The sequence below is a fragment of the Streptomyces sp. NPDC048644 genome, assembly GCF_043199105.1.
Taxonomy (GTDB): domain Bacteria; phylum Actinomycetota; class Actinomycetes; order Streptomycetales; family Streptomycetaceae; genus Streptomyces.
The window spans coordinates 47113-57105 of record NZ_JBICVO010000025.1 but is presented as its reverse complement, the minus strand read 5'-3'; the positions used below and the strand labels follow the sequence as shown (position 1 = coordinate 57105).

The 9993-nt window shown below is 65.9% G+C and carries 14 protein-coding genes; 5 read left to right on the top strand and 9 right to left on the bottom strand.

The features are described from left to right. Positions 1-549 precede the first annotated feature (549 nt). The 8 genes from ACGFNI_RS34130 to ACGFNI_RS34095 all read right to left on the bottom strand — a co-directional run bounded on the left by ACGFNI_RS34130 (position 550) and on the right by ACGFNI_RS34095 (position 6100). On the bottom strand, positions 550-1344 hold the full coding sequence (locus tag ACGFNI_RS34130; RefSeq protein WP_393689379.1) for a hypothetical protein: 795 nt from the start codon (positions 1342-1344) through the stop codon (positions 550-552). 2 nt (positions 1345-1346) lie between these two features. Next, positions 1347-2228: a radical SAM protein gene (locus ACGFNI_RS34125; protein ID WP_393689377.1), complete on the bottom strand. Its 882-nt coding sequence runs from the start codon at positions 2226-2228 to the stop codon at positions 1347-1349. A gap of 162 nt (positions 2229-2390) precedes the next feature. Then, positions 2391-3365, bottom strand: coding sequence for a hydroxymethylbilane synthase (gene hemC, locus ACGFNI_RS34120; protein WP_393689375.1), 975 nt, complete (start codon positions 3363-3365; stop codon positions 2391-2393). Next, positions 3362-3826 (bottom strand): NUDIX domain-containing protein, encoded by a 465-nt coding sequence (locus tag ACGFNI_RS34115; RefSeq protein WP_393689373.1) that lies wholly within the window; start codon positions 3824-3826, stop codon positions 3362-3364. Before ACGFNI_RS34115 ends, hemC begins: the two co-directional genes overlap by 4 nt. A 405-nt stretch (positions 3827-4231) precedes the next feature. Beyond that, complete coding sequence (locus tag ACGFNI_RS34110) at positions 4232-4561, bottom strand: hypothetical protein (protein WP_393689371.1); 330 nt, start codon at positions 4559-4561, stop codon at positions 4232-4234. Beyond that, entirely contained in the window at positions 4558-5046 is a 489-nt protein-coding gene (locus ACGFNI_RS34105) for a hypothetical protein (RefSeq protein ID WP_393689370.1), read from the bottom strand. The genes ACGFNI_RS34110 and ACGFNI_RS34105 overlap by 4 nt, the downstream gene beginning before the upstream one ends. Then, a complete protein-coding gene (locus ACGFNI_RS34100; protein WP_393689368.1) occupies positions 5043-5555 on the bottom strand; it encodes a hypothetical protein in 513 nt (170 codons plus the stop codon). The genes ACGFNI_RS34105 and ACGFNI_RS34100 overlap by 4 nt, the downstream gene beginning before the upstream one ends. A 125-nt stretch (positions 5556-5680) precedes the next feature. Further along, positions 5681-6100, bottom strand: coding sequence for an ATP-binding protein (locus ACGFNI_RS34095; protein WP_393689366.1), 420 nt, complete (start codon positions 6098-6100; stop codon positions 5681-5683). Positions 6101-6340: 240 nt separating this feature from the next. Here ACGFNI_RS34095 and ACGFNI_RS34090 point away from each other — a divergent pair, with 240 nt between their 5' ends. The 4 genes from ACGFNI_RS34090 to ACGFNI_RS34075 all read left to right on the top strand — a co-directional run bounded on the left by ACGFNI_RS34090 (position 6341) and on the right by ACGFNI_RS34075 (position 8125). Then, complete coding sequence (locus ACGFNI_RS34090) at positions 6341-7204, top strand: helix-turn-helix domain-containing protein (RefSeq protein ID WP_393689364.1); 864 nt, start codon at positions 6341-6343, stop codon at positions 7202-7204. Further along, entirely contained in the window at positions 7201-7422 is a 222-nt protein-coding gene (locus tag ACGFNI_RS34085) for a DUF397 domain-containing protein (RefSeq protein ID WP_393689362.1), read from the top strand. Before ACGFNI_RS34090 ends, ACGFNI_RS34085 begins: the two co-directional genes overlap by 4 nt. A gap of 82 nt (positions 7423-7504) precedes the next feature. Continuing rightward, positions 7505-7828, top strand: a complete 324-nt coding sequence (locus tag ACGFNI_RS34080; protein WP_393689361.1) for an Lsr2 family protein — start codon at positions 7505-7507, stop codon at positions 7826-7828. A gap of 93 nt (positions 7829-7921) precedes the next feature. Next, positions 7922-8125 carry a hypothetical protein gene (locus ACGFNI_RS34075; protein WP_393689359.1) on the top strand — a complete coding sequence of 68 codons (204 nt, stop codon included), beginning with the start codon at positions 7922-7924 and terminating at the stop codon, positions 8123-8125. 17 nt (positions 8126-8142) lie between these two features. On the opposite strand, the gene ACGFNI_RS34070 is transcribed toward ACGFNI_RS34075, so the two are convergent. Next, entirely contained in the window at positions 8143-8343 is a 201-nt protein-coding gene (locus ACGFNI_RS34070) for a hypothetical protein (RefSeq protein ID WP_393689358.1), read from the bottom strand. Positions 8344-8506: 163 nt separating this feature from the next. Here ACGFNI_RS34070 and ACGFNI_RS34065 point away from each other — a divergent pair, with 163 nt between their 5' ends. Further along, on the top strand, positions 8507-9271 hold the full coding sequence (locus tag ACGFNI_RS34065) for a hypothetical protein (RefSeq protein ID WP_393689356.1): 765 nt from the start codon (positions 8507-8509) through the stop codon (positions 9269-9271). Positions 9272-9993: the final 722 nt, after the last annotated feature.

Below are 9993 nucleotides of genomic sequence, written 5' to 3'. Positions count from 1 at the left end.
CCGCAGTTCGACACATGGCCACAACTGAGTGACAGCGGCAAGAAGATGCTGCCGTTGACAGTCAAAAAGGGCTCTTGACCTGCGCAAATAGGGGGCGGAGTGAGTGAAGCGTTAAGACGGATCGAGGGTGCGCTCTCGGGAAAATCTGAGGTCGAAGCGCTAGAGATCCTTGCCATGCTGGGGGCGAGCCGGGCCGAACCCCGGCCCCTGGGAGCGATGGAGAAGACCCCCTTACCAGCTCCCAGCAGTGCCCCCAGCAAGGCCAAGTTCACGACCGAGGTTGAGTGGGTCTGAGGGCGCCTTCAGCGGCCTCAGAGAACCCCGGTGAGCGCCGCCCAGCGCCGCGAGTCCGTGACCGCACGCAGGGGGCCTGTAGCGCGTAAGAAGGCCGAAGGCCCCCCGCAGTGTCGATGCGGGGGGCCTTCGGCTTGCCAGTCCGAGGACGGCTTCGGCGAGTTTAGTTCATTCACTCACTGCGGCGGTGCCCCCGACCGGCGCGGGAATCGGCCGGTCGGGGGCCCGTCTACTCACGTTGCTCAACGGCACGCTTCACGCGGGTACGCCCCGGTGGTCGGCCCATGTCCGAGCTGCGGCAACTATGGTGCCAAGCCATTTCGCGTCGGGGAAGCGCTCACTGCGTGCCTGGTGCATGCGCAGTGCGGCGGCGGCGAAGGCGTCGATCGCGTGCGGGTCGGCCTTCTCCCATGCGGTGCAGCGGGCTGCCCAGTGCTCGGCCGAGGTGGCGCTGTGTCCGGCGACGATGAGTTGTACGGCGAGTTGGGCGGGGTCGATGACGGCGGCTCCGCGGGTGGGCCAGGACCAGTCCACGGCCCAGGCGGAGTTGCCCTGGATGATCATGTTGCTTTCGTGGACGTCGGTGTAGAGCAGGGCGTTGCCCTTGAGCAGGTCCGCTTCCGCTTCGTCGGTGCAGAAGCGGTCCCAGCGGTTTTCCTCCCAGTCTTGTGCGACGTCGGGCAGGGGGAGTTCCCCGATTCGGTTGAGGAGGGCGACGACGACCGGGAGGTCTGGTGAGCCGGGCCGGAGGTCGGCCCGCCGGCCGGTGACGGCCTGGAAGCCCAGGGCGATCCAGTCGTCGTTCTCGGTATGCCACCGCAGGGGTGGGGAGATCGGCTGGACGTAGGGGTTGATCAGCCGTTCCCGGGTGATCGAGTTCCGGCGCCCGCCGGGGCGGTTGTGCATCGCCTTGAGGAAGAAGCTGCCGTTCTCCGATTCGATCAGCGCGGTCACGTCCGAGTCGTTTCCCCCTGCGGGGTTGACCGCGGTGATCTTTCCGGTGTGCGGCTGGATCAGGGCGCGGAGATCGTCGGTGAGGTCTCCTGCCATGTCTACCTCCTCGGGTCGCACTCGCTGCTGGGAAAGCCGGGGGAGCATTCCGCGTTGGGGTCGCAGGCCGGGTCGCAGGGCCCGTCGTCGCTCTTCTTCTTCGCGAGGCGGATCTCGGTGTTGGCCGCGATCAGCGCGGGGCCCCCGAGGATATCGCCCAGGGCGGTCGTCCGGACGTTGCCGACGCCCATCAGGGCGGCCGACATGATGCAGGGGGAGACGGTGCCGTCCGGGCCGATGGAGGCGCGGCCGGTGCCGCACTGACCGCACAGCCCGGAGGCGGACGGTGCCTGGTCCTGGGCGGCGCGGCCGAAGGGGCGGGCGTGGTCGACGTTGATGCGCTGGACGCCGAGGGCTTCGAGTTCCTGGCGGGCCGCTTCGACGCGCTGGGTGTCGGTGATGCCGACGAGGCCGGCCCGCAGCGGGATGCCGAGTTGGAGGGCCTTCTTGATGTTGGCCAGGGTGCGGGCGTGGCTGCGGGGACGGCCGGTGACTGCGGCGTGTTCGTCGGCGCGGTCGGAGTAGTACGAGGTGGCCAGGGAGGCGCCGTCACGCTGAAGGAGCTGCCACCAGGCGTCGGTGACGTGAACGAGGTTGCTGTAGACCTCGATGGCTAAGCCGAGGGACAGGGCGTGGTCGGCGAGGGTGAGGCCGTCGGGGTGGAGCGTGGGCTCGCCGCCGATGAGCTGCACGTGGCGGACGCCGAGGTCGGCGGCCTCATCGAGGACGCGGACCCAGTCGGCGCGGCTCATCGCGCCGTGGGAGCCGTCGGGGCCGGAGCCGTTGTAGCAGTGGACGCAGGCGAGTTGGCACTTTCGGGTCAGGTCGAGCCACAGGAAATCGGTGGTGCGCTGCGTCGTCGGCTCTTCGATGATCGCTGTCACGGTGATCCTCCGATGGTCGTCCACGGACCGCGTCCGCGGTCGTGGTGGTTCGACGGCCCGGCCGTCCGGCCTGCACGTGACGGGCAGCCGGGCCTCGCACCGGGCACAGGGTCCGGTGCAGCCCGCTCCCGCCGCCGGAAGGCAGGGGAGCGGGAGTCTCGATCAGTGCGGGATGCCCGTGATGATGTCGCGGGCGCCCTGGCGGAGCAGTTCGGCGCAGACGCGGGAGCCCAGGACCGCCGGGTCATTCAAGGACTCGCCCCAGAAGCACGCGTTAACGAACTTGCTCCCGTCGCGGGAGAAGACCATGCCGCGCAGGCTGAGTTGCCCGTCGGGTTCGGTGACGCAGTGCCCTGCAATGGGTGAGTTGCAGTGCCCCCGGAGGCCATGCAGCATCACGCGCTCGGCGGTGATCTCCGTCATGGTCTTCTCATGGTTGAGCTGCTGGAGCAGGTAGGCAACTGCGTCGTCGGCTTCGCGGCATTCGAGGCCGAGGGCGCCGGCGCCGACGGCGGGTAGCATCTCGTCCACCTCGAAGACCTGGCGGGCCCGGTCCATGATGCCGAGGCGTTCGAGGCCGGCACGGGCGAGGACCATGGCGTCGAGCTTGTGGTCGATGGGCTTGCGGCCGTCGAGCTTGTCAATGCGGGTGCCGACCAAGCCCCGGACACGCACGACGTTGAGGTCGGGGCGGACGCGGTTGATCTGCGCCTTGCGGCGTACGGCGCTGGTGGCGACGGACGCGCCGGGCGGGAGGTCGGCCAGGGTCTGGATGTCGGACCCTTCGGGGACGAGCAGCACGTCCCGTACGTCGTCGCGGGGGAGGTAGGCGGCGAAGATCAGCCCTTTGGGCATGGGGACGTCGCCGGGGACGTCCTTCATGCAGTGGACGGCCATGTCGATCTGCGAGCGCTGCAACATCTGGTCGATCTCACGGACGAACAGTCCCTTCCCACCGAGCTGCGCAAGGTCGCCCTGCCATTTGTCGGCCTCGGTGGTGACCGGTACAACCTCGATGTCGAGGTCAGGTTCGAACTTGCGCAGCAGGTCGGAGACTTGGTCGACCTGGGCGAGGGCCAGGGGCGAACTGCGCGTACCGATACGCAGTTTGCGGGCGGGGAAGTCGGTGGCGTTCATAACGTCCCTTCGTATCGGGTTTCACGGTAGATCGTGTTGCCGGGTCTCTGAAGCGGTCCCACGACCCGCGCGGCGATGGCGGGGTGCAGCAGCGAGGCGGCCTCGGCGCGGGCAGCCCAGCGCCAGGCGTCAAGTTCTTCGCGCTGCAAGGCGATGCGGTCGGTGTCGGCCTCGGTGAGGACGGGCCCGGCGAAGACGAACGCGACGCGGTCGCGGCGGCCGGGACGGGTAGCTTGCAGCCACTCGACGGCGAACAGGTCGCGCACCCGTATGTCGAGGTCGAGGCCGAGTTCTTCCCGGCCCTCTCGCCGGGCGGCGTCGAGAGGGGATTCGGTGGCCTCGACGATGCCGCCGGGAAGCTGCCAGGGGGCGTTGGGCTTGGCAGGGTGGACGATGAGCAACGCGTTGCTGGGGTTGGTGATGAGGACGGCAGCGGTCAGGGGGTGACCGGGGGCCGGCATGGGGTCTCCGTTCGGTCAGGTTCGCGGGTGCTGGGACCTGCCCGGCTGCCCGCGGGAGCAGCCGGGCAGGGCTGGTCTGTGTCAGCCGTTGCCGTTCTTCTTGTCTTCGCGCTCAGCCTTTCGCCGTTCGGCGCGGTTTCCTTGCGAGTCGGCTTGCGTCTTTCGTGCGGGCTTTCCGTGGATGGCCGCGGAGCTGGACGTACGAGGGGCTTTCTTAACCATGTGCTTCCTTCTGTTTCTCTTTCTGTGGTTACCCGCCCCGGGAGACCGGAAGTTCAGGAATCGCGGGGCGGGAATTCGAGGGCGGCGCGCGTCCGGGCAGGGCGGGGTGCCGCCCCGGTCACCGGGTGGGGGAACCGGCCCTCCCGGCGGGCGCCGGGGAGGGTTTGTGACCGGAGCGGCGGTTCATGGGGCCAGCAGCGAGCTGCGGGTCGGGTAGCGCGTGGTGTGGCAGCGGGGGCAGAGCTGGGATCCGTCCGACTGCGTTCGCCAATCGCACTGTTGGCACTGGTTGGTGGTCTCTGGTGATTCCTCGGGGCTCATGCCGGCCGCGACCTGAATGAGCGACGGATCGCCCAGGACCGTGTCAGTCGAGGTGGGGTTCGCGTCGTCGCATGTGGCCAGGTGCTCGGCGGCGAGGTTCTTCCAGTACCGCCCTGCCCCCAGCGCGCCGAGCGCCGCGTCCCGCCTGGCACGCTTAAGCAGCTCGTGCCAGGTGGCGCAGCCCTCGGTCATGGCGACGTGCGGGGTGTGCGGGGCCGGGCGAGGGCTTCTTCCGGTATCGGTGCCAGCCGGTCGTAGACGTTGAGCGCCGACGAGATCTGTTGAGCCGCTGCGGCCGGGAACGGCCGGTCGATCATCACCATCGGTACGCCGTCGCGGCGGGCCGCGCCCCATACGTCGACGGCGTAGCCGAAGCTGAGCAGGGAGTCGCGCAGCATCCGGGCCGCCATGACGCCTTCGGCCTCCAGCGCCGAGGCAGGGGGCCGCGGGGGTTGGTCCGGCCGGTGGGGCATGGTGTAGCGGCTTTTCCAGAGCAGTGCCGAGATGTGGGACACGACTCGCGGGTCAGCGGTGCCGAGCGGGATCCCGGGGTACAGGGGCGTGATGCCGTCGCGGGCGAGGAGCTGACGTTCGCCGATGGCGTCGATGCGAATATGCGCCACGTCGGCAGCACCCTGAAACTGCATGACGGCTGCCTGTTCGGTGTTGCGGCTCACTGCTGCACCCCCTGGTCCCGCACGTCGATGCCCCATACCGACCGCAGGAGGTTGATGTTCGTTTCCGCCTCGCCGATCGCATCAAGGAAGGGGGTGCCGGTGAGCATGCGGCGTGTTGCTTCGACTCGCCAGCCGTAGGGCAAGCTGGCGAGTCGGGCAGCAAGTCGTACGCCCATCTCGGCGGAGGCCCGGCCGCCTGAGTCCCGGTACCGGGCGGGCGTGGTGTGGGTCAGCTCATCGGCCAATCCCAGCAACTGCTTGACGGTGTCCCGCACCAAGGCGTCGCCGGGCGTGCTGGAGTGTTGGAGTTGGCAGCTGGATGCCATCGCCCAGTAGACGGCGGCCTGTTCGTAGTCGGGCAGGGTTTCCCACCGTCCGGCTTCTTCCAGCCAGGTCAGTAGGGCGGGGCCGATGTGGCGCGCGGCATTCAGGGCCTCGGCGCTTCCGCCGCGCTGCATCGCCAGCATCAGGAAGGGGAGTTCCTGTTGTTCGGTGGTTGTGTCCTGCACTGTTGGTGCGTCTCCTGTGTCTGATGCTTGTCGTCCTGCGTGCTGGCAGTCACGGCAGGGGCGGGGACAAGGGGGTACGGCCTTGAAGGGGGCGCGAAGGAGGCGCAGTTCCAGTGCGCACGCGGTCACAACTGCCCCTTGGAAACGGACAGTTCAGCCCATACGACCTTGCCCCAGCGTCGGATGTCCGTGCCCCACTGCTCGGCCACCCCGTCCACCACGAGCAACCCACGGCCCTCGATTGCAGTTAGTGGAGGGTGGTGCATTTCCGGAGGCGTGGTGGACTTGTCCGTCACCCCCAGCCGGACTCGACTCGGACTGACCAACGTGACGCTGACACGCACAAGATGACTCCCGCTGTGCTGAGCGGCGTTGCCGACCAGTTCCGAGACGATCAACGTGCCGTCGCCGACGAGCTGACCGAGCCCCCAGGTGTTTAAGGCAGCCCGAACCAATCCGCGCGCACGGCCGGCGGACTCCAGCTCGCAGGGCCAGGTCTCGCTGTAGCCAGGAACGCCAACTGCGTGGGGCTGGGTCGCGGTCATAGTCACGGGTCATCCCTCCGAGAAGGCTTGAGTGGGCCGCCCCTGACGGGGGACAGGGCACGACCCACCCCGAGAGCAACTACCGACTGCCAAGCCGGTGTTGCCCTGCCAGATGCAACGATGACGCATGAGAAACGTTGCTAGCAACCCTGCGATATCAGAAACGTTGCTCAACTTGCGAGTTGGCATATGCCAGCAACAGGGCTCGCGATACGCTGCGGCCCCAAGGAGGTGGTGACCATGGCGGAAGCACGCCCCAACGTCCATCGAAGGCGCCTCGGCTCAGCGTTGCGATCACTCCGCATAGCTGCCGGGTATTCGATGGAGGAGGCCGCGGAGAGCCTGGGCCTGTCCGGCAAGCCCGCGTTGAGCAAGATTGAAAATGGCAAGCAGCGGGTCAGCGGACTCGGCCTGACCGCCTTCTTCCAGGTCTACAAAGTGTCTGAGGAGGCCAAGTGCAAGATAAAGACGCTGGCTTCCCTCGCGGCCTCGGGCAAGCGGACCAACCTGCTGGACGAGTACGGCGACGCGATCAGCGACGAGTTCGCTGAGTTCTTGAACCTTGAGAGCATGGCCACCAAGGCAGAGTCGTACCTGAACCTCGTCCCGGGCCTGCTCCAGACCAAGGAGTACGCACGGGCGATCGTGGAGAGCAGCAAGAAGTGGCCCTCGCAGCGCGAGGTCAACCACTTCGTGGATCTGCGAATGGCCAGGCAGGTGGCCTTGACCCGTGAGGATCCGATCAGCCTGGGATGCATCCTGGACGAAGCCGCGCTTCGCAGGGTGGTCGGTAGTCCGGAGATCATGCGAGAGCAGCTGCTTCGTCTGCTGAATGCGACCGAGAAGCATCCGCACGTGACGATACAGGTGCTCCCCTTCGCCATCGGCGGGCATGCAGGCAGCGACGGCTCGTTCCAGGTTCTACACTTCCCGGCAGGGCCGCCGGTTGCCATCGTGGAGACGATGACAACTACCGCGTACCTGGAGGAAGATAGGGTCATCGGTCGCTACGAAACCGCCCTGGGCCATCTCCGTACGCAGGCCCTCGACGGGCCGGCCTCGCGCCGTTTCATCCATGAAATGATCAAGGACTGCTACTCATGAAGAAGAATGTCGATCTCACCAACGCCGACTGGGCCAAGAGCGAACTGTCCAACGGGGGCGACAACTGCCTTGAGGTCGCGTTCGTTGACGGGGTCGTGGCATTGCGTGACTCCGTGGATGTGGGCGACCCGAATGCCCAGGTTCTGATCATCTCCCGCGAGGATTACAGCGTGTTCACCAAGAGCGTGCGGGCGGGGCAGAAGAACCTGCTGCCCTGAACGGCTTACCAGAGCCAGTGCCGGCCCTCACCCCTTTTAGGGGAGTGGGGGCCGCGTTTTTTTGGGGATCTAGAATGTGCTCATGGCACAGAAGATCGTAACCATTTACACGGACGACCTCACGGGTGAAGAGTCCTCGGAGGCCGCGACCCACACCCTTTCTCTCGATGGTGTGACGTACGAAATCGACCTTGGCCCGGACAGCTATGACCAGCTGCTGGACGCCATGGCCCCCTTCACGAAGGTCGGCCGGCGGACCGGGAAGGCCCGTAAGCCGCGCAATGCGGCGGCGAGCAGTGAGGACACCGCGGCGATCAGGGCGTGGGCCAAGGAGAACGGCTACAGCATCAACGACCGCGGGCGCGTTCCTGCGGATATCCGTGAGGCATACCAGAAGGCCAAGTGACCTTGAAATAGATCGGAGGCCCCCTCACGGCACTTGAGGGGGCCTTTCCGTTTCCGGGGTGCGGGCAGCGAGCGCAGGCTCGATCCTGGGCCTATGGCTGCCCCGATCGTCGTCTACCCGCCCAGCCCGACCGGCGGACGACGCGTACGAGCTGGCGGGACCATCCTGGGCCTGGCCTACAGCGCCCGAGACCTGGAAGAGTTCCTGCGCCGGGCCGGCCTGGACCCGGACGACCTCCAGCTCGACGACCCCGGGCTGATCGACTGGAGAGGCGGAGGGCCCGAGGTCTGGGGGTAGGTGTTGGGGCTCGGCCTTCAGCCCAGAGCCCCGAGGCTGGTGAGCACCAGGACCATCAGTGTCATGGCGATGCCGAAGGCGGCGCCTCCTCGCATGATGCAGGCCGGCGTCCGCGCGCCGTCCCAGTGAGCCAGCATCACGGTCATCATGCCGATGATGACCGCTGCCAGCGCCGCCGCCAGGACGAGCAGCAGCCTGACGCCGAACGACAGTCCCACTTCAACCTCCGTTGTACGCAGCTGAGATGACATCTTCACCCTGAAGTGGCAGCTCGACGGAAGCTAGGATTCGCAACTACTCAGCACTTCGCACGACACCGGGGGCAAGGTGGGACGACGACTTAGTCCACTTGATCCACAGAACCCTCTCCATGCCTTCGCCATGGGGCTTAGGACGCTACGCGATACAGCCGGCCCGGCAGGAGATCGCAAGCACACCTGCGACGTGGCGGGAATCGAGAAAGGCACCTACTACGCCTGGTTGAGGGGCAGGCAGCTGCCCGGACGGGACCGCTTGGAGCTTGTGGTTCGCACGTGGGGAGGAGATCCAAGGGAGTGGGTCCAAAAGCGCGCAGAGACCGAGAGGCAGCTGGCCGTACATGGCGGCCGGCCAGCGTGGTCTGGCGCCGTTCCAAGCCGGGCAGCGCCCGAGCGCGTCACATCATCCTCTGGCCTGGACTCACTAGGGATCTCATCCGTCGAACTCAGAAGGCGCGAAGCGCAAGGGCTACTCGAAAGCCTTGGGCCCGAAGAAAGCGAAAAATCGCCAATGGCAGCATACGTGTTACTTGCCTTGCTGGCGTTAAAGCCCGACTCGGAATGGAATGAAGCCGGGCGCCCCGCACTTCGGATTGCCGAGATACGGGAATGGCTCGATACTCACTATGGCGTGACCTTCGACGTCAAGGGTCAACATAATATTCTGAGAATCTGCGTGAAACGTCTCATCAAAAAGGGGTTGGTGTTCATTGAAACTCCGCGACAAGACCCACAAATTTCAAGAGGGCTCCGCTTTCAAGTTCCTAAGCGCGTTTGGGAGGGAGCGCGTCACGGCCAATGGGAGCCAGGAGTGAAGGGTTTCCTTCAAATGGACTCAGGGAGGGCGCGGTCCGACTCCACAGCCGACACACAGGTGAGATCTTGGTGAGGTATATACAACCGCCCATAAAAGATGTAGGTGTCAAAACGCTGATTTAGTGACGGCTAGCACCGAAAGTGTGGTCCGCTTCACTGTCGTGGATTAATTCATTCATTCACGGGCGCCGAACGGCGCACCGCCTGGCTTTGCGGTGCCCCCAGAAGGCCGCGAGGGGGTCCATGCCGGCCTTGAAAGGTGCCGCGGAGCCCTCGGGGTAACCGGTGGCCAGCGCAGCCACAGAAGGGTTCCTGGGGCCTCGAAACCTTCATACCCGTACACGGTTCGAGGAAGGCACCCCCGGTGGGTCCTCGTTGAATGAATGAGCGCATTACCCCCGTTATCTGTGGCAGAGATCACGCGATTGATTCATTCATGCGGGGCCACCTCGGAGCCCGTCGGAAACAGGGGAGCGGGCATTTCACCGGCCACGGTGAGTGAATTATTTCTTGGCCATGATCACGCACGGTAGGGCTTGTGGCATTTCTTAGTGATCACCATCACTATCGTGCCTATTGACTGCACCGCTATCACCATGCAACGCGCGTCTTCCTATGAATCTTGAAGCCACCTGACCCGAGGAGGCTTCTAATTCAAAAGTTGATGTGCGATGTGGATTCGCGTAATGTCTTCCATGTCGAAAGGCGCCGCCCCAAAGAGTCGCCCCGAGTACCACCCGCCGAGCGGGGATGCGGAAAGGGGGATCAGGCGAAGGTGATCAGGCGCCACGACAG

Excerpts from the sequence above, each read along its gene's own strand:
- ACGFNI_RS34065 (WP_393689356.1), top strand. The coding sequence starts at position 8,507 with ATGGGGCTTAGGACGCTACGCGATACAGCCGGCCCGGCAGGAGATCGC.
- ACGFNI_RS34110 (WP_393689371.1), bottom strand. The coding sequence starts at position 4,561 with ATGACCGAGGGCTGCGCCACCTGGCACGAGCTGCTTAAGCGTGCCAGG.
- ACGFNI_RS34115 (WP_393689373.1), bottom strand. The coding sequence starts at position 3,826 with ATGCCGGCCCCCGGTCACCCCCTGACCGCTGCCGTCCTCATCACCAAC.
- ACGFNI_RS34080 (WP_393689361.1), top strand. The coding sequence starts at position 7,505 with ATGGCACAGAAGATCGTAACCATTTACACGGACGACCTCACGGGTGAA.
- ACGFNI_RS34090 (WP_393689364.1), top strand. The coding sequence starts at position 6,341 with ATGGCGGAAGCACGCCCCAACGTCCATCGAAGGCGCCTCGGCTCAGCG.
- ACGFNI_RS34095 (WP_393689366.1), bottom strand. The coding sequence starts at position 6,100 with ATGACCGCGACCCAGCCCCACGCAGTTGGCGTTCCTGGCTACAGCGAG.
- ACGFNI_RS34085 (WP_393689362.1), top strand. The coding sequence starts at position 7,201 with ATGAAGAAGAATGTCGATCTCACCAACGCCGACTGGGCCAAGAGCGAA.
- ACGFNI_RS34130 (WP_393689379.1), bottom strand. The coding sequence starts at position 1,344 with ATGGCAGGAGACCTCACCGACGATCTCCGCGCCCTGATCCAGCCGCAC.
- hemC (WP_393689375.1), bottom strand. The coding sequence starts at position 3,365 with ATGAACGCCACCGACTTCCCCGCCCGCAAACTGCGTATCGGTACGCGC.
- ACGFNI_RS34075 (WP_393689359.1), top strand. The coding sequence starts at position 7,922 with ATGGCTGCCCCGATCGTCGTCTACCCGCCCAGCCCGACCGGCGGACGA.